Origin of the sequence: Acidovorax sp. JHL-3 (assembly GCF_000526295.1) — a bacterium.
GTDB classification, from domain to species: Bacteria; Pseudomonadota; Gammaproteobacteria; order Burkholderiales; family Burkholderiaceae_C; genus Acidovorax; species Acidovorax defluvii.
This window is the reverse complement of record NZ_JAFU01000004.1, coordinates 671,188-691,256: the sequence shown is the minus strand read 5'-3', so window position 1 is coordinate 691,256 and position 20,069 is coordinate 671,188. Positions and strand designations below refer to the sequence as shown.

Annotated in this window: 15 protein-coding genes and 1 pseudogene; 14 read left to right on the top strand and 2 right to left on the bottom strand. The window is 61.7% G+C overall.

Annotated features, from left to right (window positions below):
* Window positions 1-413 precede the first annotated feature (413 nt).
* The 5 genes from K226_RS19985 (at window position 414) to K226_RS19730 (ending at window position 7,241) form a co-directional block, all read left to right on the top strand.
* Entirely contained in the window at window positions 414-809 is a 396-nt protein-coding gene (locus tag K226_RS19985; RefSeq protein ID WP_155886584.1) for a hypothetical protein, read from the top strand.
* Window positions 810-2,480: 1,671 nt separating this feature from the next.
* The gene (locus tag K226_RS19230; protein WP_238324264.1) at window positions 2,481-4,109 is read left to right on the top strand and encodes a hypothetical protein; all 1,629 of its coding nucleotides are present in this window, start codon (window positions 2,481-2,483) and stop codon (window positions 4,107-4,109) included.
* 323 nt (window positions 4,110-4,432) lie between these two features.
* Window positions 4,433-6,205 carry a hypothetical protein gene (locus K226_RS0118515; RefSeq protein WP_238324293.1) on the top strand — a complete coding sequence of 591 codons (1,773 nt, stop codon included), beginning with the start codon at window positions 4,433-4,435 and terminating at the stop codon, window positions 6,203-6,205.
* Complete coding sequence (locus K226_RS0118510; RefSeq protein ID WP_024816213.1) at window positions 6,202-6,579, top strand: hypothetical protein; 378 nt, start codon at window positions 6,202-6,204, stop codon at window positions 6,577-6,579. Before K226_RS0118515 ends, K226_RS0118510 begins: the two co-directional genes overlap by 4 nt.
* A gap of 131 nt (window positions 6,580-6,710) precedes the next feature.
* A complete protein-coding gene (locus K226_RS19730) occupies window positions 6,711-7,241 on the top strand; it encodes a hypothetical protein (RefSeq protein ID WP_238324292.1) in 531 nt (176 codons plus the stop codon).
* A gap of 46 nt (window positions 7,242-7,287) precedes the next feature.
* On the opposite strand, the pseudogene K226_RS0118505 reads toward K226_RS19730, so the two are convergent.
* A pseudogene (locus tag K226_RS0118505) lies at window positions 7,288-7,965 on the bottom strand (DUF3387 domain-containing protein); the annotation flags it as partial.
* A 332-nt stretch (window positions 7,966-8,297) separates the two neighbouring features.
* Between K226_RS0118505 and rarD the strand changes: the two are divergent.
* The 5 genes from rarD (at window position 8,298) to K226_RS0118480 (ending at window position 15,659) form a co-directional block, all read left to right on the top strand.
* Window positions 8,298-9,176 (top strand): EamA family transporter RarD, encoded by an 879-nt coding sequence (rarD, locus tag K226_RS0118500; protein WP_024816211.1) that lies wholly within the window; start codon window positions 8,298-8,300, stop codon window positions 9,174-9,176.
* A gap of 291 nt (window positions 9,177-9,467) precedes the next feature.
* Window positions 9,468-10,241, top strand: a complete 774-nt coding sequence (locus K226_RS0118495; protein ID WP_024816210.1) for an ABC transporter ATP-binding protein — start codon at window positions 9,468-9,470, stop codon at window positions 10,239-10,241.
* 94 nt (window positions 10,242-10,335) lie between these two features.
* Window positions 10,336-12,714, top strand: coding sequence for an FtsX-like permease family protein (locus tag K226_RS0118490; RefSeq protein WP_024816209.1), 2,379 nt, complete (start codon window positions 10,336-10,338; stop codon window positions 12,712-12,714).
* Between the two features lie 39 nt (window positions 12,715-12,753).
* Entirely contained in the window at window positions 12,754-14,004 is a 1,251-nt protein-coding gene (locus tag K226_RS0118485; protein WP_081739455.1) for an efflux RND transporter periplasmic adaptor subunit, read from the top strand.
* 14 nt (window positions 14,005-14,018) lie between these two features.
* On the top strand, window positions 14,019-15,659 hold the full coding sequence (locus tag K226_RS0118480) for a bifunctional aminoglycoside phosphotransferase/ATP-binding protein (RefSeq protein ID WP_024816207.1): 1,641 nt from the start codon (window positions 14,019-14,021) through the stop codon (window positions 15,657-15,659).
* Here the strand turns inward: K226_RS0118480 and K226_RS0118475 are convergent.
* Window positions 15,634-16,158 carry a YqaA family protein gene (locus K226_RS0118475; RefSeq protein ID WP_024816206.1) on the bottom strand — a complete coding sequence of 175 codons (525 nt, stop codon included), beginning with the start codon at window positions 16,156-16,158 and terminating at the stop codon, window positions 15,634-15,636. The genes K226_RS0118480 and K226_RS0118475 overlap by 26 nt on opposite strands.
* 296 nt (window positions 16,159-16,454) lie before the next feature.
* Between K226_RS0118475 and K226_RS19225 the strand changes: the two genes are divergently transcribed.
* The 4 genes from K226_RS19225 to purH all read left to right on the top strand — a co-directional run bounded on the left by K226_RS19225 (window position 16,455) and on the right by purH (window position 20,004).
* A complete protein-coding gene (locus tag K226_RS19225) occupies window positions 16,455-16,874 on the top strand; it encodes a M15 family metallopeptidase (protein ID WP_238324297.1) in 420 nt (139 codons plus the stop codon).
* 168 nt (window positions 16,875-17,042) lie between these two features.
* On the top strand, window positions 17,043-18,089 hold the full coding sequence (dusB, locus tag K226_RS0118465; protein WP_024816204.1) for a tRNA dihydrouridine synthase DusB: 1,047 nt from the start codon (window positions 17,043-17,045) through the stop codon (window positions 18,087-18,089).
* Window positions 18,086-18,319, top strand: coding sequence for a Fis family transcriptional regulator (locus tag K226_RS0118460; protein WP_024816203.1), 234 nt, complete (start codon window positions 18,086-18,088; stop codon window positions 18,317-18,319). The genes dusB and K226_RS0118460 overlap by 4 nt, the downstream gene beginning before the upstream one ends.
* 83 nt (window positions 18,320-18,402) lie before the next feature.
* On the top strand, window positions 18,403-20,004 hold the full coding sequence (gene purH, locus K226_RS0118455; protein ID WP_024816202.1) for a bifunctional phosphoribosylaminoimidazolecarboxamide formyltransferase/IMP cyclohydrolase: 1,602 nt from the start codon (window positions 18,403-18,405) through the stop codon (window positions 20,002-20,004).
* The last annotated feature ends 65 nt before the right edge of the window (window positions 20,005-20,069 follow it).

Below are 20,069 nucleotides of genomic sequence, written 5' to 3'. Positions count from 1 at the left end.
CGTAGCGTAATGCTGCCTTCAGCTTCGGCTATTTCGAGTTTTCTCACGCCCTGGGCGCTGATTCCAATGCGGCACCCCAGCGCGTTGGAACTCATTCCGAAAGCGAGCCTGATCGTTCTGACCCAACCACACCGGGGTGCCGCCATCACGGTGGAGCCCTCGCGTATTCGCGGAGCTGCGCATCCAACTCTGCCAAGCGGGTGACGTTCAAGCGACTTTTCAAGGGACAAACGGTGAATGCGAGATGAGGCCAACACTTAAGTTGGCGCGCGATCAGTACGAGCGCAACCCCACAGCTTTCCTTCGGCTCGGTCGCAAGCAGCTTGCGCATTGCCACACGGAAAGTTCAGCTATCTTCGCACGCAAGGTCCCTTATGGGACTATTTAGTCCCCATAAACTTTTGAAACAAACTATGTTGCGCGAGCAGAATTTGGATCATGGCTGCTTCGGCGAGACCGAGCTGACCGCACTGCTGGAAGTCGGAGGGTGGGAAGCGATTCTGCCGAGTGCTCTGAAGGATCGTCAGCTCCTTGCAGTCGCAAATCAGATGCGAGACCTCGTCCTCGACCAGCACGCTGAGCTTCAGGTGGCACTGGAGCGCCGCGCTCGCGATGACACTGCTGCTCATCGGGTGACCGAGCCCAAGCGATGGGCCCCGGCGACCATCTCAACATCGAAATGGAAACCCTGCCACGATGTACTGGAACTACTCAGCGCCCGCATCGACCAGGAAATCGTGGACAGAGTGCTACAGCGCCGAAACGAACGGTCAGACGTAAACGCTGATTCAGGCGATCAGAGAAACTGACTCGGTAGGAAAGCCAACAGCGCCTGGAACGCCACTAAGAGGGTGGCTATCGGAACTAGCACGGCGAAATCCTTATGGATGGTCTTCAAAATTTCGTTGATCGACTGCCATCCAGCTCGAGCAATAGGCTGCGGCAACAAGGGTCAGAGGATGAATTTGCAGGCTTGCAGCAAGACTCTCATCGCCCGGATGCTTGGCACCTGATGACCCTGCTCAATACGGCCCACGTGCCGCCTGCTGGTGGAGTTGAGCAAGTCCTCCTGGGTCGCGCCACGTGGCCGACCTCAGGCGCTTCAAAGCGCGACCAAATTGGCTTGGATTGGCGCGGTGTGTCGAGTCGGCATTGACTCGATTTCCGCTCAATGAGACTAAAAAGACCACGACCAACTAGTCCCAATTTTGGTTGAAATTAGCCTTTTTACCTATGCCTAGCTTATGCGGTTCTTGATCTCATGGTGCACCAAGTCTAACGAGTGCCTAGAAGGGTAGCCGATGCGTAGTTGAGATCGAAAAGCTGATCACCAGTTGATACGTTGACGGACGGTGTTCAGGGCGCAAGAACAGCATTTGCGGCACCGGTAAACGGGGTGCACCTGAACATCCAGTCCGCTCGTACCAGAGCACCGACTCTGATCATGAACACCCTGTCGCTGTTCACTTTCCACGGAGCGATGCTGCTGCCGGGCAATCGCTCGCACGTTGTGGTCCGCTGCCTCAAGCTGGCAATGGTGAGGTGATCTGCAGGCTGGCAGTGGGTTATGGGGCGAGGAGGCGGTTGGCATCTGCGGCATCTTGCAGGTTGGCAGGTATTGCGCTTCACACTTGAAGCCGTCATTCGAGCCCTATCAACATCCCAAATGCAAGATTAATACGCCCTTGCTTCTCATATTTATTTAATATAGAAGATCCATTCGTCTCAATGCACCGAATGCTTGACCTGCTTTTTTGAGTTTTGAGTGCGTGACTAACGCCTGGTTTAATTTAAATGTCAAAAAATCATCGTTTGCCAGGAATTGAAATGCTCTAGATTTCTTACCAATCGACCCAGTCGTTGACCAATGTGCTTGAATATCTGTACATTTCGAATTAAGTGCCAGTCACTGACTGGCAAGTCATTGAAAATCCATGAATCAACAGCTTCCACAACGAAGATGACCTTTAGCCGACTAGCTAACTTTGACGATCGATCTGTTTTTTGAGCACCCCAATGGAGAGCATTTCGGAGCGACCGAGCCACGGACCGCTTATGGGCAGACTTCGGACCGTTGAGAAAACGCCCAGACGCTTTCACGCAGAGGCGCACGCAGGTCTAACTGATCGTTGGGCGCCACACGCATTCCTTGATCGAACCGCCCGGATTAGCAGGACAGTCGATGCGCAAGCTGTTGGCGAGGGCGCGCAGAAGGAGGACTGATGACCATATCGAGTGGGCTGACGCAGGTGACCAGATGAGAGCGGCCATACGCAGCAAGAAAGAGAAAGCAGGCGAAACCTATGCGGTTGACAGACTGGACCCGAGCAAAAAGGGCCTATTGCGCTGAGCTACACAAGCTTGCATTTCCCTTGATGGGAGAGGCTCCTGAGATTTACGTCCCTGAGCGGACCATTCTGCGCATGTCGGACGGTGCGCAGATGCACGTCTACTTATGGTGTTACCTAGAACGAAAGTTGATGCCCGGCAAGGTTTATGAGTTCAATCCTTCCAGTCTATCTCCCCAGCGCGTTAACGATATGCCTAGGGCCATTGAGCGTTTGTCCAAGCGATTCCGATTTAACAACGCCCGTCCACGAACGGTAACCCAGGCACTGCACTTCTTGGCCAGCATTCTTAACTGGGTCGACGCGCCGAACCACCAAAGGCGATACGAAGCAGTCCTGAGCGACCCCGACCTGGCTCTAGAGGCACTCAAACAGCACCACAGCTATGTCCGGCAACGTATGCAGGCCAATCGCACTGTGAAGCATTTCAGTCAAGGCGCAGCATCGAACCTCGACACTGGTGCCATGAAAATGATGTCCGTAATTCACGAGCGGGAATACGGAGACGCGATTGAACCTGTTCCATTTTTCCATAGCGAAGGTGTAAAGCATCCTAAGTCTGAAAGTGTGGCCAGCTTCATGGCGTGCTTGCAAGGAGTCTTCGACTCGGTTGCGGAGATCGCGTTGGATGCTCAGTTGGGTGACAGAAAAGTTGCACCGCTCGGTGCCCTGCGCTGGGATACAGGTGAGATTGCACACTCGGTAAATATCCCGCCCCAGACTAGTATTGAGCGACTGCTTGAGCTTGGATGTGTCGCTTACGCAGGATTGTGCTTGGGTGATTCGGGGGCCAACCTTGCTTCAATACAGTCCTATGAAGAGCCGGAGGATATGCAAAGGCAATTAGATAACCCAGAAAAAATTAACTTGCGCCACAAGGTCATAAAGTTCCGAGCAGGAGGAAAGGAGATACCGGTCCACCTGACTATTACCACCTTCTCACGGTTACGCTCCTACTTGCGCCTCCGGGAAGCGCTTCGTGTGCGGCTTGACTGTGAGGACATCAGTCCGATGTTCATTCAAACAGCTTATGGATCGCGTGCGCGAACGAAAATGCCGCTACGTATTACTCCACTAGGCTCCAATTTCACTTTTTCATTACGCAGCAAGCTCCGCTTCGTAGGTATCAATTTGCCTGCAGTCACGATGCAGCAGTTGCGTCTTTACAAATCTGGCATAGCTATCAGGGAGCACAGTGCAAAGGTGGCGGCCGAAATGATGGGGCATTCTGTCTGCACGGCGATCCGCAAATACAGCAAGATCTCTGAGGCAGAGTCGCAGTCAGAAATGGCCCCGTTTCTCGCCTCATTGACGTCCGTAGTTCGGAGCCGGTTTGAAGCCGAAAAGCCGATGAGTGGTGCTCCGCTCATCCCCATCGCTACCGGTAGTTGCGCAAACTATGGTCATCCCAAAGCTCTGACGGAAGAGCCGCCGGTACGCCCCGATTGCAAGAAAACCGAGGGTTGCTTCTTTTGCGACAAGTACCACGTCCATGCCGACGAACCGGACAGCATTAAGTTGATGTCGTGTCGGTCGGTGCTAAAGCGCTTAAACCCTGGACCCAGTAGAGCCGGTGCGGCCGAACGTGTCTATGCGGTTGTAATCAGTCGCATTGATGCCCTGCTCAATGAGATGAAACGACTCAATCCTGAAGCGAGTGAGCGGGCTCGGGTAGCAGTTGAGCATGAAGGCAAGCTCAGCCGTTATTGGTCTAGCAAGCTCCAACAGTTGCACTTGCTAGGGCTGCTGTCGCGGCCTTAATCCCGATCCCACAATGTTGGCTAGGTGGGTCTCATCTCTACTGCATTTGTGCTTTTAGCGCCGCTTATTCACGATCGACCATGAGAAGAAAATATCTTCAGACTCGGTGCAGCACTGTTGCGAGGCTGCTTCCTGAGGAGCTCGCCTTTCTGGACACATCGCCCACGAAGGTTTTACATGATGACAATCCAAGACTATCGATTGTTTCGGGGGCGGAGCCATATTTCGATCCTCAAACTGTCGTCACCCGGGACAGTCAGCACCAGCCTTTGAGCCGTTACCGGGACCGAGTGTGGGACGCGAGTTCGATGAATATGGATGGTATGCACTCATCGTGCAAACTCTACTTTTTTGATGCGCAGCCCTTTTCAGTTTCACCTGAATTCAGCAGACCTGAATTGGTTGCAATAATTCGCGAACAACAGAAAGCATTGTTATGGCTACATATTGATACTGGACCCCAAAAGGCTTCGAAGACGACAGTGGCGTCCAATAGCACGCTGACCAAGCTCGCTCAAGGTGCCTACCAACGCGGTGTCACATTATTCGAGTTGTTTTGTGACCCGGAGATACTTTGCGAGGAGTCGGCGGAGCTTAATTCCAACTATGCCCAGTGCGCCAGAGCGCTGCTCAAGACGCTCTGGCGCAATCGCGACTTTCTCAAAATTTTGGTTGAGGTCCGTCAAAAAAAACTAAGCGAGGTGATTCGACTATCAGCCCCCTCAAAGAAGACTAAGAACCAAACACCCATTATTCCTTCCCGAATCTATTGCACAATATTGAGCAGATTATTGGGCAGTTTGGATGAGATCGAGCGTGATCTAGACACGGTGTTGGACGCTTACCGACAGGAGCGCGTTGCTACTCTGCATGCGCCGGATAATTTGAGCCCAAAAAAGCTGTGCTTGCATCGCGACATCCAGCTCGAAAAAGTCCGCAAGGTTATGAGGAAAAGAGGATGGGAACATGCGAGCCTCCGCGCCTTTATCGCTGGTGACCTCTCCCTCATTCAGTTCAAGTTGATGAACCTTGTAATTGCCTTCAGCGGTATGCGAATCGGAGAGGCGCGGATTCTGCCTTTGAAGGGAGTGCTTGAAGAGGTGGACCACGGAGGGACAGTGCATTATGTGATCAATGGCTATACTCACAAGCTAAATGGAGGCCGCAAGAAGCCTGCCAATTGGGTTACAAGTCGCGAGGGGTATCGGGCAATACTGCTAGCTGAACGAATATCGTCGGCTGTACTAGACGTGTTCAAGGATTACATCCCCGGAACCGAAGATGACGCATTATTGTTCTGCACACTAGATAACCCATATAAAAAGGCAGAAGCCCCGACGCTCTACAATAGACTGAGCGCAAAACTGATACCTTCAATATGTCCCATCGTCACGCAGCCCGACATTGATGAACTAAATGCTATGGAGTTGGAGCGAAGTTGGCTGTCCGACGGGATTAAGGTGGGGAGTCCCTGGCCCCTCACCTTCCATCAATACCGCCGTAGCCTGTCGGTATATGCACATCGCTCCGGGATGGTGAGTCTGCCGGCCCTTAAAGGGCAGTTGCAGCACATCACCGATGAAATGCGAGCGTATTATAGTGACGGGTTCTGCCGCGCCGTCAACTTGGTTTTCGATAAGAACCACTTCAGCCACGAGTGGGGTGCCGCCAAGGCAGAGTCGAGCTTTCTGGCTTACAGCATGGTCGTGCTGTTCTCGGACGACGACCTTGTTGGGCCTGTTAGCGGCCGCGGGGCAGAGAGGATGGAGAAAGTGGTATGCAGCCGTTCTCGGCGAGATACGCTGAAACTCTTTCGTGACGGAAAACTGGCTTACAAAGAGACTGTTTTAGGAGGGTGTACCGCCTTGGGAGCCTGCGATCACACGCCATTGGAGCCCATCCCCTGGGATTGCGTGGAAAAAGACTGTTCCAACGCGGTCGTGTTTGGTAACCGTCTTGGCATGCTGATCAAGACACAAGAGGCATTGGTCGTCACACTGGCGAAGGAAGATCAAGGCAGCGTTGAGCACCGACTCGAGGCCGACCATCTCCGGATGCTTCTCACCGCGCGCCAAAGATTCGTAAGGGCCGAATGAGCGCCAAACTTCAAGTCGATAAGTATTTAGCCGCCCTTGAGCGCTTGAAAGCCCGTAGAGAGCCGATCAACAATGACACCGTTGCTTTAGAGGCTGGGAGCGGAAGGGGTAGCATCAAAAAGTCTAGGCCAGCCTACGCTGGACTAATCACGGCTATTGAGGCCGCTGCCAAGGAGCAAGCAGAGAGGGAAGTCACCTCAGATCCCGTGCCAGCCCTTCGCCAAGCCATAGGCGAAATTACGAGGAGACTGGACCAGGCTCTCGACCGGGAGCTGTCATTGCTGGAAGAGCTCTACGACCTGCGCGCACAAGTCAAACAGATAGAGGAGGAAAACCGACTTTTGAAACTAGGTAGGTTGGCTCAAGTGCGATAAATCCCAAAATATGAGCCTTTTCACACAACTGGTCTCCACGAAACCAGAGACGCTTCATTCCTTTTTTGAGTTGGATGCAAGCGTCACGCCGTAGGTCTCAAAATTGGACCTTTGAGTTAACGTCGCAACGCATGTCAAACATACAAAAGAAAAAACGTCGCGTGAGGCCAACGCCACAGTTTTCGGGATCCATTAGGCCAAATGGCCGGATCTGGTCATCGGCAGAGCAGTTCTACAAAGCAGCAGAGCAGATTTGGACGAGTGACGGCGTAGATCTGAATGCGTTCGTGTTCCCGCTGATCGTCAACTATGCGCTTTGCGCTGAACTCTGCTTAAAAGCCGCTGAGGGAGGCTCGGTAGGGGGTGGCTTGACATCGGATGGTCTTGTAAATGCAGCTAAAACAATGTCAACGGCACATGGTCATAACTTGCCAGAAGTGTTTGCATCTCTTCAGCCGCCCACTCAGGGTGCGATTGAATCCGAGTTCCTAGCCGCAACCGGAGAAGTCTTGGCGCCGCTGCTTGCAAGGTGCGCTGACTACTTTGAAGATGCTCGCTATGCCCACGAAAAAATAGGTGGTAGCTATGACCTGAGTGGCATACGCACGCTAGCAAAAGGCTTGCTCGATGCCGTCATGGCCTTCGGCACCAAGAATCCCTAAGCGAAGCGCTTACCAATATTGGGGCGTCTGTTTGCCCAGTGTCAGACTAGGCGCTGCCCCAGTTGTCCCCAAACACCTGCGCCTGCCGCAGCACCAAATCAACCGCTTCTTCCTGCAAGTCCGGCGGGTACTTGTACTTGCGCAAGACGCGCTTGACCATCAACCGGAGTTTCGCCCGCACGCTCTCACGCTCGGACCAGTCCACGGACAGGTTCTGGCGCAGGTTCTCGGTCAGCTCATGGGCGATCTTCTTGAGGGTTTCGTCGGTGAGTTCCCGCACGGCTGATTCGTTGGTCGCCAGCGCGTCGTAAAAGCGAACCTCGTCTTCGGTCAAACCCAGCAGTTCACCTCGGCTGGCCGCCTCCCGGAACTTCTTGGCCATCTCGACCAGTTCTTCCATCACCTGGGCGGTTTCAATCGAGCGGTTCTGGTAGCGCTTAATCACGTTGCCCAGCAGGTCGGAGAACTTCTTTTCCTGCACAACGTTGCTGCCAAAGCGGCTCTTGATCTCGCCTTCGAGCAGACGTTCGAGCAGCTCCACTGCCAGGTTCTTCTCGGGCAGGTTCTTCACCTGGGCTAGGAATTCGTCGTCCAGCAGGCCGATGTTGGGTTTGTCCAGGCCCACGGCATCAAAGATGTCCACCACCTGATCTGACACCACGGCGTTGCTGATGATCTGGCGGAGGGCTTCGTCGCGCTGTTCATCAGTACGCTTTTTGGCGGTCACTTCCGGGTGGAAATCAACAGAAGGCACATGAATCGGCGGTTCTACGGGTAACTTACTCAATGAACACTTCACGCCTCCATGTGTCTACATTGAGCGCTGCAAACATAGACACAACGTTTCGGCTAAGTTGTTGTCCTGCTTATTATTTGATGTGTTCATATGGCCTTAATGTGCTAATGTCCTGCAACGTCTAACCAGAGAGCGTGCGGCCTTTTGGCCCGTGTCTCTGCCCACTTCCCTGCACCGCCTGGCGTTGCAGGGATTTTTTATGGCTTTATGGAACGGGCCCATGCTGCCTGCATGACCGCTTCCCATCACTTTTTCACGCCATGACTCCTGGAATCGTCTATGCCACCCTCGCCTACATGGCCTGGGGCTTGTTTCCGCTGTATTTCCGGCAGGTCGCCCATGTGCCCGCACTGGAGGTGGTGGTGCACCGCACCGTGTGGTCGCTGGTGTTTGTGTTGGCAGTGCTGGCGGTGCGCAGGCACTGGGGCTGGATGCGCGCCCTGCGGGGCCAGCCCAGGGTGCTGGGGGCGTTTGCGGTGTCGGCGCTGCTGCTGTCGGTCAACTGGCTCACTTATGTGTGGGCGGTGCAAAACAACCATGTGGTGGATGCCAGCCTCGGCTACTTCATCCTTCCGCTGGTGAATGTGGCGCTGGGTTTTGTTTTTCTGCACGAACGGCCCCGCCCCGGGCAATGGCTGGCCGTGGCGGTGGCCGCGGCCGGTGTGCTGTGGCTGGCGGTGCAGGCCGGACGCGTGCCCTGGATTGCGCTGGTGCTGGCCTTGAGCTTTGGTTTCTATGGCCTGTTGCGCAAGGTGGCCACGCTGGGTGCACTGGAGGGGCTGGCGCTGGAAACCATGATGCTGGCGCCGGTGGCGGTGGCCGCACTCGCCATGTGGTCGTCGCAGGGGCAGGGCGCGCTGGTGCAGGGGGATACGGCCACCGTGGCGTGGCTGCTGGTAGCCGGCCCCATGACTGCGGTGCCCTTGTTGCTGTTTGCGGCGGGTGCGCGCCTGATTCCCATGGCCACGCTGGGCATCCTGCAGTACATCTCGCCCAGCCTGCAGTTCGCGCTGGGGATCTGGCTGTTTCACGAGCCGTTCGAGCCTGCGCGCCTGGTGGGTTTTGTGCTGATCTGGGCGGCGCTGCTGGTGTACAGCCTGGAGGGTTGGTGGACCCGCCGGAGCAGTGCCGCAGCGTGAGCGTGGGTCGGAATATCCGTTTGAATCAGATTTTAAGTAAAATTCGGCTCTAGCGCTTATGGGATAAGCGCAAGCAGCTATATTTTTAGTAGCATTTTTTGGTGTGCTGTTGGCACTGCGGGTGGTGGGCCGGGTGAGTCGGGCCCTGCCCACAAGGCGGGAGTGCAAGGCGGGATCGTGCGGTGGCCGCCGGTTTGTGCACTTTGCTTGCCCACGGGTGGTTGACACCGATCAATCCGCGCCCACACTGTGCGGCAATGTCTTTATGTCCGGCGCGCAGCGCTGCCCTCCATGCCCGATGCACCTGTTGACACGTTTCCGGCGCCGCCTGCACCGTCAGTACCGCCTGCACCGTCTGGTGCCACCGTGGTGTTCCATGCGCGCAATTTGTGCAAGACCTACCAGACGGGCGAGGTGCAAGTGCGTGCGCTGCACGATGTCAACCTGGATATCGTGCGCGGCGAGTTCGTGGTGCTGCTGGGCGCCTCGGGCAGCGGCAAATCCACGCTGCTCAACATCCTGGGTGGGCTGGATGTGCCGACCAGCGGCGAGGTGCGTTTTTCTGACCACGCCCTGAGCGGCGCCAGCGAGAGCGAGCTCACCACCTACCGGCGCGAGCATGTGGGGTTTGTGTTTCAGTTCTACAACCTGATCCCCAGCCTGACGGTGCGCGAAAACGTGGCCTTGGTCACCGACATCGCGCCGCACCCGATGTCCATCGACGAGGCGATTGGCCTGGTGGGGCTGACGCCGCGCCAGCACCACTTTCCGGCGCAACTGTCGGGCGGCGAGCAGCAGCGCGTGGCGATTGCCCGCGCCATCGTCAAGCGCCCCGATGTGCTGCTGTGCGACGAGCCCACCGGCGCACTCGACTACCAGACCGGCAAGATGGTGCTGGAGGTGATCGCCCGCATCAATGCCGAGCTGGGCACCACGGCCGTGGTCATCACGCACAACGCGGCCATCGCTGCCATGGCCGACCGTGTGGTGTACCTGGTGGACGGCACCATCCAGCGCATCGAGCGCAATGCGCACCGGCTCTCGCCTTCGGAGCTGTCATGGTGAGTGAGAAAACACACCCACGCTCGCCCGCTGCGCGGGGTCCGCTGCCCCCCAAGGGCGCCGCTTTTTGCCTTGGGGCGGCCCGGCGGCAATAAATATGAAAGCCCTCGACCGCAAACTGCTGCGCGACCTGCGCCGCATGTGGAGCCAGGCGCTCACCATCGCGCTGGTGGTGGCCAGCGGCCTGGGCGGGTTCATCACCACCTTGTCGGCGGTGGAATCGCTGGCGCTGGCGCGCGACCAGTTTTATGCCCAGGGGCACTTTGCCGATGCGTTTGCCGCTGTCAAGCGTGCGCCGCTGGCACTGGCCGAGGTGTTGCGCGGCGTGCCCGGCGTGGCCGATGTGCAGGTGACGGTGGAGCAGGTGGTGCGCGTGGAGATCCCCGGCCTGGTCGATCCCATCATTGGCCAGCTCATTGGCGTGGACCTGCGCCAGCTGCCGCGCATGAACCAGGTCACGGTGCGCAGCGGCCGGGCGCTGGCCCCGCCCGGCGCGGGGCAGGGCCGCAGCGACAGCGCCATCGATGCGCTGGTGTCCGAAGGCTTTGCCCGCGTGCGCGGGCTGCACCCGGGCGACGAGCTGATTGCGCTGGTCAACGGCAAGCGCCGCACCCTGCGCATCGTGGGCACGGCGCTGTCGCCCGAATACATCTTTGCGGGCCTGGCGGGCATGCCCGACCTGCGCGGCTTTGGCGTGTTCTGGGTGGACCGCGAGGCACTGGCCGCGGCCTACGACATGCAGGGCGCATTCAACCGCGTGGCCGTCAAGCTGGCGCCGCAGGCGTCAGAGCCCGCCGTGCTTGATGGCCTGTCGCGCCTGCTGGCGCCCTACGGCGGGCGCGACGCCCGCGGCCGCGAGGACCAGTCTTCGCACGCCATGCTCGACAACGAGATCAAGGAGCAGCGCGTGATGGGCACCTTGCTGCCCGCCATCTTTCTGGCCGTGGCGGCCTTTTTGCTGCATGTGGTGCTCTCGCGCCTGGTGGCCACGCAGCGCGAGCAAATTGCCGCACTCAAGGCGCTGGGCTATGCCAATGCGGCCATTGCCGGGCATTACCTCAAGCTGGTGGCCGTGATCGTGGTGGTGGGGCTGGCACTGGGCGTGGCGCTGGGCAACTGGCTGGGCACCATGCTGACCGGGTTGTACGCCGAGTTCTTCTTTTTTCCGGTGTTCGAGCACCGCATCGCGCCCTGGCTGATTCTGGTGGGCGCGGGGGTCACCGGCACCACAGCCCTGCTGGGCACGCTCAGCGCCATCGGAGCCACCGTGCGCCTGGCCCCGGCCGAGGCCATGCGCCCGCCTGCCCCGGGCCAGTATCGGCGCACCGTGCTGGAGCGCCTGGGCGTGCGCCGCATACCGGCCGGGCTGCGCATGATCCTGCGCAACATGGAACGCAAGCCCCTGCGCACCACGCTCACCATCGGCGGCACGGCGGCGGCGGTGGCCATCGTGGTCATGGGCAACTTCTTTCGCGATGCCATCGACCATATCGTGGACACCACTTTTCACCTGGCGATGCGCAGTGATGTGAACGTGTGGATGACCGAACCGGTGGATGCCCTGGCCCGCCTGCAGCTGGCGCGCTTGCCCGGAGTGACAAGCGTGGAGCCCACGCGCAGCGTGGCGGTGCGCATGGGCTATGGCCACCGCAGCGAGCGGGTGGGGCTGCAAGGCGTGGCACCGGGTGCGCAGCTCTTGCGCGTGATCGACGTGGATGGGCGGCAAAGCCCCGTGCCCGATGCCGGCCTGCTGCTCACCGACCGCCTGGCTGACAAGCTCGGGGTGCGCGTGGGCGACATGGTGCGCGTGGAGGTGCTGGAGGGCCGCCAGCGCACGCTGCAGGTGCCGGTGCAGGCCACCGTGCGCGAGATGATGGGCCTGAACGCCTATGTGCAGCGCGATGTGCTCAACCGCTGGCTGCAAGAGGGCGATGTGGCCTCGCAGTTTGACGTGGCGCTGGAGCCGGGCTCGGAGGCGCGCTTTCTGGAGGCCACCAAGGCGCTGCCGGTGGTGGCGGGCACCTTCAGCAAGGCCACGCTGCTGCGCAACATGCAGGATGTGAGCGCGCGCAATGTGCGCATCATGAGCACCATCCTCACGCTGTTTGCGGCCGTGATTGCGGTGGGAGTGGTTTACAACAACGCCCGCATTGCGCTGGCCGAGCGCACCTGGGAGCTGGCCAGCCTGCGCGTGCTGGGATTTACGCGGGGCGAAGTGTCGGCGCTGCTGCTGGGCGAACTGGCGATTGGCATCGCGCTGGCGCTGCCGCTCGGTATGGCCATGGGCCTGGGGCTGGTGCACCTGCTGGTGGAACTGCTCAAGAACGACCAGTTTCTGTTTCCGGTGGTCATCAGTGCGCGCACCTATGCCTGGGCGGGCCTGTGCGTGGTGGCAGCCGGCCTGGCCAGCGCGCTGGTGGTGCGCCGGCAAATCGACCGGCTGGACATGGTGGGTGCGCTCAAGACGCGCGAATAGGCTGCGGCCAACAAGGCAAACAATGCAAGCAACAGGGACATGGCAATGCAAAAAAAAACGTTGATGCTGGGTGTGGGTGCGCTGGTGGTGCTGGGCGCACTGCTGGCGTGGGCATTTGCACCCCGTCCGCTGCAGGTGGAGGCCACCGCCGTGGTGCAGGGCCGCTTTGAGGCCGGCATCGACGAAGATGCAAAAACCCGCCTGCGTGACCGCTTCAGCATCTCGGCCCCTTTGGCCGGGCGGTTGGCGCGCATTGCGCTGCGTGAGGGCGATGCGGTGCAGGCGGGCGACGTGGTGGCGCGCATCACCCCCGCCATGCCAGCATTGCTGGACGAGCGCAGCCTGCGCGAACAGCAGGCACGCGTCACCGCCGCCCAGGCCAATGTGCAGCGCGCTGCCGTGCGCATCGAACGCAGCCGGGTGGCGCAGGCGCAGGCCCGCAACGACCTGCGGCGCAGCGAACAGCTGGCGCAGCAGGGCTTTGTGGCCCCCACGCGGCTCGACACCGATCGCCTGGCGCTGCAGGCAGCCGAAAAAGACACCGACGCCGCAGTGCAGGACCAGCAGGTGGCCCGCGCCGATTTGGCCCAGGCCCGCGCGGCGCTGGATGTGGTGCAGCGCCCTGGCAGCGCGCCGTCGGGCAAGGCCTTTGAGGTGCTGGCCCCCGTGGCCGGCCGCGTGCTGCGGGTGGCCCAGGCCAGCGAGGGCGTGGTGGCGCTGGGCACCGTGCTGGTCGAGGTGGGCGACACCGCCCAGCTCGAAGTGGTGGCGCCGCTGCTGTCCACCGATGCGCTGCAGGTGCGCCCCGGCAGCCCCGTGCGCATCGAGCGCTGGGGTGGCCCGGGCGTGTTGCAGGGGCGCGTGCGCAGCGTGGAGCCGGCGGCGTTCACCAAGGTGTCGGCGCTGGGCGTGGAAGAGCAGCGGGTCAACGTGCTGATTGACCTGACCAGCCCGCCAGCGCAATGGGCCGCGCTGGGCGACGGCTACCGCGTGGTGGCGCGCGTGCTCACCCGCGAGGCGCCGGACGTCACCCTGGTGCCCGTGAGCGCGCTGTTTCCGCTGCCCGCCAGCGATACCGCCGCATCGGCCCCGATGGGGGATGCCGCCACGCCGCGCATGGCGGTGTTTGTGGTCGATGGCGGCCGGGCGCGGCGCACGCCCGTGGTGCTGGAGGCGCGCGGCAGCACCCACGCCTGGGTGAAAGAGGGGCTGCAAGCGGGCGCGCAAGTCGTTGTGTACCCGCCGCCCGCGCTGAATGATGGTGCGCGTGTCCAGTTGCGCACCCCCTGACGGAGTGTTGGCCCATGGTCTCTGAATCTTTGGTTGAAGCCTATGCCGCCGCCGAGCAGCGTCTGCGCCAATTGCAGTGCAGTCCCGCAGCCTTTGACCATCCTGCTGGCGCTGTCGAGTGGATCGAAACCCATATCTCCTGGCTGGTGCTGGCGGGTGACTTTGTCTACAAGTTCAAGAAGCCGCTGAAGCTGGATTTTCTGGACTTCAGCACCCCCGCGCTGCGGCGCGGCGCCTGCGAGGAAGAGCTGCGCATCAACCGCCGCACCGCACCGGCCCTGTATCTGGGGCTGGTGGCGTTGACCGGTACGGCACACAGCCTGCAGCTGCAGCCTGCCGAAGCGGCCCCGGCCGACGCGGAACCGGCCGTGCGCATGCGCCGCTTTGCGCAGGAGGCGCTGCTGAGCCACCTGCTGGAGCAGCAGCGCCTGTTGCCCAGCCACATCGACGCCCTGGCGCAGCAGGTCGCGCAGTTTCATGCCAGTGCGGCGGTGGCCACGCCGCAACAGGGCTGGGGCACGGCCCAGGCGGCCGTGGCGCCGGTGCAGGATTGCCTGGCGGCGCTGCAGCCGCTGGTGGCGCAGGCCGTGCCAGACATGGGCCCCGCGCTGCGGCAGCTGGCGCAGTGGTGTGCCAGCCAAGGCACCGCGCTGGCGCCGGTGTTCCTGCAGCGCCTGCAGTCCGGGCGGGTGCGCGAATGCCACGGCGACTTGCACCTGGCCAACCTGGTGCTGATCGACGGGCAGCCGCAGCTGTTCGATGCGATCGAGTTCAACCCCGCACTGCGCTGGATCGACTGCGTGGCCGACATTGCCTTTTTGGCCATGGACCTGGAAGCGCGCGGCCGCACCGACCTGGCCTGGCGTTTTCTGAACGCCTGGCTGGAGCACACGGGCGACTACGCCGGTCTGCAGGTGCTGCAGTACTACCGCGTGTACCGGGCCCTGGTGCGCGCCCGTGTGGCGGGCCTGCGGCTGGCGCAGGTGGAGGGTGAGGTTGGGGGCAACAAGCGCGCGGCCAGCCTGCGGGAAGTGCTGCGCTATCTGGCGCTGGCGCTGCGCTTCACAGAGCCCCGCACGGTCGAACTGTGGCTGGCGCACGGATTCTCCGGTGCGGGCAAGAGCACGCAGTCGCAGGCGCTGATTGCCGAGCGCGGCGTGGTGCGCGTGCGCGCCGATGTGGAGCGCAAGCGGCTGTTCGGCCTGGCGCCGCAGGCGTCCAGCGCGGCCGTGCCGGGTGGCATCTACACGGCCGAGGCCTCAGAGCGCACCCACGAAGCCCTGGCGCAGGCGGCCCGCTGGGCGCTGGGTGCGGGCCACACTGTGCTGGTGGATGCCACGTTCCTGAACCCCGCCATGCGCCAGCGCTTCATGGCACTGGCGACGCAAGCGCAGGTGCCGTGCCGCATTTTGTCGTTCGAGGCGCCTTTGGCGGTGCTGCGCGAGCGGGTGCGCAGCCGCCAGCTGGCGGGGGGCGATGCGTCAGAGGCCTCGGTGCAGGTGCTGGAATCGCAATGGGCGGCGGCCCAGCCGCTCTCGCCCGCCGAAGAGGCGCTGACGGTGCATGTGGACACCACCCGGCCGGTGGACTGGAGTGCGCTTTTGCCGCCAGGCGATGGCGGGGCACCGGCTACATCGCCAGTTGCCCCGGCATGAAATACAGCAGCACGCTGGTCATGACCAGATAGCGAAAGAACTTGCCCACCGCCATGTAGGCCAGGCAAGGCCAGAACGGCAGCTTGAGCCAGCCCGCCACGGCGCACAGCGGGTCGCCCACCACGGGCAGCCAGCTCAGCAAACAGGTCTTGGCCCCCCATTTGCGCAGCCAGACGCGCGCGCGGCGCTCGGTGCGGCTGAGCTCGCGCGCCGGTTTGGCATTGGCGCTGGTGGGGTGGTTCAAACGGCGGTGGCGCTGTGCCGCATCCCAGGCGCGGTGCGCCCCAAGGCCCATCCACCAGCTCACCCCGCCGCCCAGGGTGTTGCCCAGCGTGGCAACGCCAATGGCGGGCCAGAACAGGTCGGGGTTGAGCTTGATCAGGCCAAACACCGCAGCCTCGGAGCCCACAGGCAACAGCGTTGCCGAGACAAACGACACGATGAAGACCGTGCCCAGGCCGAATTGCGGCAAGGCGAGCCATTCCAGCAGCTGGTGCATCCAGATTTCCATAGGCATCAAGTGTAGGGTGGCAGCCGCGCGGGCGGCGGGCCCTGAGGAACCAGTCCTACAAGGCACTGCGCCGTTTGGCCACGGCACCGATGCGCCAGGGTTTGTATCTTCAGGTCAGTCCAACCCTTGGCAGATATCGGAAGGCTGCAATGCACAACTCTTCACGGTCCCCGTCTTTTCCTTACCTTGCGCATTGGCTCTCGGTGGTCTCCGGCATCTGCCTGGCGGCATGTGTGCAAAGCCCCCAGGCTGCTGTGTCCGCCAACGCGATGCCCCCCGTGGCGATGGTTTGGGACACAGGAACAGGTAGCTGCGTGGTTGGCGAGCGGCTTCGCACCGCGGTGGCCAGCGTGCGCACCGTGCTGCGGGCGCAAGGGCTGGCGTTGAAGACATCTTGCCAGGCCGGCCAGGGTGCACTGGGGGTCCGGGTGGATGTGGTGGATGGCCTGCTCGCCAGCGCCGTGGTGCGTGGCCCGCTTGCGGAGGGCGAGCCCGTGGACATGGGCACCCCTGCGGGGGTGATCGGCGCGAAGGCCGGAAACGACAGCGAGGATGTTTCGCCCGATGTGCAGCACAACCGCCAGTGGTTGCGAGCGCTGATGGCGCGCCACCAGTTCGACAACCTGCCGAACGCCTGGTGGCATTTTGCGCACCAGGCTGCGACGCAACCGGCTGTGGCCGAAGTGGAGCTGGCGGAGCGTTGAGCCCGTTGCCCTGAAGCGGCGCAATGGGGACGGCGACCAAGGGGCCGGTCGTCGCATTTTTTGCAGAGTTTTGACGCGGCGGCGCATTTCGGTTGCTGAAATTTTGAGCAGGTACAATCCTGCCTCCTTTTTCAGCAATCGCTGCTGCCCTCCATCACGCCCCCTCCCATGCAGATCGGCCACATCCCTTTGGCGAATCGCTTGTTCGTCGCCCCCATGGCGGGCGTCACGGACCGGCCGTTTCGTCAGCTGTGCAAGGCGCTGGGCGCAGGCTATGCGGTGAGCGAGATGGTCACCTCGCGCAAGGACCTGTGGAACAGCCTCAAGACCTCGCGCCGGGCCAACCACGAGGGGGAGCCGGGGCCCATCGCCGTGCAGATTGCCGGCACCGAAGCGCAAATGATGGCCGAGGCCGCTGTCTTCAACATCGACCGTGGCGCGCAGATCATCGACATCAACATGGGCTGCCCGGCCAAGAAGGTGTGCAACAAGTGGGCGGGCTCGGCGCTGATGCAGGACGAGGCGCTGGCCGTGGAAATAGCCGCTGCCGTGGTCGAGGCCTGCGCACCGCGCAACGTGCCCGTCACGCTGAAGATGCGCACTGGCTGGTGCCAGCAGCACAAGAACGCCGTTTCGCTGGCGCGCCAGTTCGAGGCCGTGGGCATCCAGATGCTCACGGTGCACGGCCGCACGCGTGAGCAGGGGTACAAGGGCCAGGCCGAATACGACACCATTGCCGCCGTCAAAGCCGCAGTGCGCGTGCCTGTGGTGGCCAATGGCGACATCACATCGCCCGAGAAGGCGCGCCAGGTGCTGGCCGCCACCGGGGCCGATGCCATCATGGTCGGCCGTGCCGCCCAGGGCCGGCCCTGGATCTTTCGCGAGATCGGCCATTTTCTGACCACGGGCGAGCACCTGGCGCCGCCGTTGGTGGCCGAGCTGCGGCGCCTGCTGCTCGATCACCTGCACGACCACTACAGCCTGTACGGCGAAGGCACCGGTGTGCGCAGCGCGCGCAAGCACATTGCCTGGTACCTGCGGGCCTTGCCGGGGGGCGAGGCCTTGCGGCAACACATCAATACGATAGAAGACTGCACCACGCAGTGGCAGGCCGTGGCCGACTATCTGGATGCCCTCGGGCAACAGATGGACCGGCTGCCCGCCACCGCCGACGCGGATGCGGAACCAGAAGAACAAGAGGGAATGGCAGCATGAGCAAGAAGAGCATCGAAGAATCCGTGCGCGAGAGCCTGCACAGCTACTTTCGCGACCTGGGCGGCGAAACGCCCGATGGCATGTATGACATGGTGGTGCGCCTGGTTGAAAGGCCACTGCTGGAAGTGGTGATGCAGCAGGCCGAAAACAACCAGTCACGTGCCGCCGAATGGCTGGGCCTGAACCGCAACACGCTGCGCAAAAAGCTGGTCGAGCACAAGCTGCTGTGAGCTTTTTGCTATATAAATAATAGCTATTAGCGCTTGATGGACGGGCGCTATAGCACGATTTCATTCAAACTACGACCACCACCATGAACGCACTCCTCTCCGTCTCCGACAAGACCGGCATCGTCGAATTTGCGCAAGCCCTGCACGCGCTGGGCATCAAGCTCTTGTCCACCGGCGGCACCGCCAAGCTGCTCGCCGACAAGGGCCTGCCCGTCACCGAGGTGGCCGAGGTCACGCAGTTCCCCGAGATGCTGGACGGCCGCGTCAAGACGCTGCACCCCAAGGTGCACGGCGGCCTGCTGGCGCGCCGCGAGCTGCCTGAGCACATGGCGGCTTTGAAGGAACACGGCATCGACACCATCGACCTGCTGGTGGTCAACCTCTATCCGTTTGAAGCCACCGTGGCCAAGGCCGGTTGCACGCTGGCCGATGCCATCGAGAACATCGACATCGGCGGCCCCGCCATGGTGCGCAGCGCCGCCAAGAACTGGAAGGACGTGGGCGTGATCACCTCGGCCGACCAGTACGAGGCTGTGCTGGCCGAGCTGAAGGCGGGCGGCAAGCTGTCCGACAAGCTGCGCTTCGCGCTGTCGGTGGCCGCGTTCAACCGCATCGCGCAGTACGACGGTGCGATCAGCGACTACCTCTCGTCCGTCACCTTCGACGCCGAGAAGCTCTCCGAGGCCTACGTGCCCCAGCGCGCGCTGTTCCCCGGCCAGAGCAACGGCATCTTTACCAAGGTGCAGGACCTGCGTTACGGCGAAAACAGCCACCAGCAGGCCGCGCTGTACCGCGACCTGCATCCCGCGCCCGGCTCGCTGGTCACCGGCGTACAGCTGCAGGGCAAGGAGCTCTCGTACAACAACATTGCCGACGCCGACGCTGCCTGGGAGTGCGTCAAGAGCTTCGAGGCCGCTGCCTGTGTGATCGTCAAGCACGCCAATCCCTGCGGCGTCGCCGTGGGCCTGGATGCACTCAGCTCCTACAGCAAGGCTTTCCAGACCGACCCGACCAGCGCCTTTGGCGGCATCATCGCGTTCAACCGCGTGGTCGACGGCGCGGCCGCTGCGCAGATCAGCAAGCAGTTCGTCGAGGTGCTGATGGCGCCCGACTTCACGCCCGAAGCGCTGGAAGTGTTCAAGGCGAAGGCCAATGTGCGCCTGCTCAAGATCGCGCTGCCCACACGCGGCGGCCAGACCGACTGGGAGCGCGGCCGCAATGCGATGGACGCCAAGCGCATCGGCTCGGGCCTGCTGCTGCAGACGGCCGACAACCATGAGCTGGCGCTCACCGAGCTGAAGGTGGTGACCAAGAAGCAGCCCACTCTGGAAGAAATGGAAGACCTGCTGTTTGCCTGGAAGGTGGCCAAGTACGTCAAGAGCAACGCCATCGTGTTCTGCAAGGGCGGCATGACCATGGGCGTGGGTGCAGGCCAGATGAGCCGCCTCGATTCGGCCCGCATCGCCAGCATCAAGGCGCAGCACGCGGGCCTGACCCTCCACGGCACGGCGGTGGCGAGCGACGCCTTTTTCCCCTTCCGCGACGGCCTCGACGTGGTGGTGGACGCGGGCGCGACCTGCGTGATCCAACCCGGCGGCTCTATGCGCGACCAGGAAGTGATCGACGCAGCCGACGAGCGCGGCGTGGCCATGGTGTTCAGCGGCGTGCGCCACTTCAGGCACTAAGTAGCCCCCCTTAGGCGCTTCGCGCCTTCCCCCTGAGGGGGACGCACCCAGCGCGGCGGGGCGGC

Bases quoted from the DNA above. Each gene is read 5' to 3' on its own strand.
- K226_RS0118475 (WP_024816206.1), bottom strand. From the start codon at position 16,158: ATGCACCAGCTGCTGGAATGGCTCGCCTTGCCGCAATTCGGCCTGGGC.
- K226_RS0118510 (WP_024816213.1), top strand. From the start codon at position 6,202: ATGAGCGCCAAACTTCAAGTCGATAAGTATTTAGCCGCCCTTGAGCGC.
- K226_RS0118495 (WP_024816210.1), top strand. From the start codon at position 9,468: ATGCCCGATGCACCTGTTGACACGTTTCCGGCGCCGCCTGCACCGTCA.
- K226_RS0118480 (WP_024816207.1), top strand. From the start codon at position 14,019: ATGGTCTCTGAATCTTTGGTTGAAGCCTATGCCGCCGCCGAGCAGCGT.
- purH (WP_024816202.1), top strand. From the start codon at position 18,403: ATGAACGCACTCCTCTCCGTCTCCGACAAGACCGGCATCGTCGAATTT.
- K226_RS0118485 (WP_081739455.1), top strand. From the start codon at position 12,754: ATGGCAATGCAAAAAAAAACGTTGATGCTGGGTGTGGGTGCGCTGGTG.
- K226_RS19730 (WP_238324292.1), top strand. From the start codon at position 6,711: ATGTCAAACATACAAAAGAAAAAACGTCGCGTGAGGCCAACGCCACAG.
- K226_RS0118490 (WP_024816209.1), top strand. From the start codon at position 10,336: ATGAAAGCCCTCGACCGCAAACTGCTGCGCGACCTGCGCCGCATGTGG.
- K226_RS19230 (WP_238324264.1), top strand. From the start codon at position 2,481: ATGCCCGGCAAGGTTTATGAGTTCAATCCTTCCAGTCTATCTCCCCAG.
- rarD (WP_024816211.1), top strand. From the start codon at position 8,298: ATGACTCCTGGAATCGTCTATGCCACCCTCGCCTACATGGCCTGGGGC.
- K226_RS0118515 (WP_238324293.1), top strand. From the start codon at position 4,433: ATGCACTCATCGTGCAAACTCTACTTTTTTGATGCGCAGCCCTTTTCA.
- K226_RS19985 (WP_155886584.1), top strand. From the start codon at position 414: ATGTTGCGCGAGCAGAATTTGGATCATGGCTGCTTCGGCGAGACCGAG.
- K226_RS19225 (WP_238324297.1), top strand. From the start codon at position 16,455: ATGGTTTGGGACACAGGAACAGGTAGCTGCGTGGTTGGCGAGCGGCTT.
- dusB (WP_024816204.1), top strand. From the start codon at position 17,043: ATGCAGATCGGCCACATCCCTTTGGCGAATCGCTTGTTCGTCGCCCCC.
- K226_RS0118460 (WP_024816203.1), top strand. From the start codon at position 18,086: ATGAGCAAGAAGAGCATCGAAGAATCCGTGCGCGAGAGCCTGCACAGC.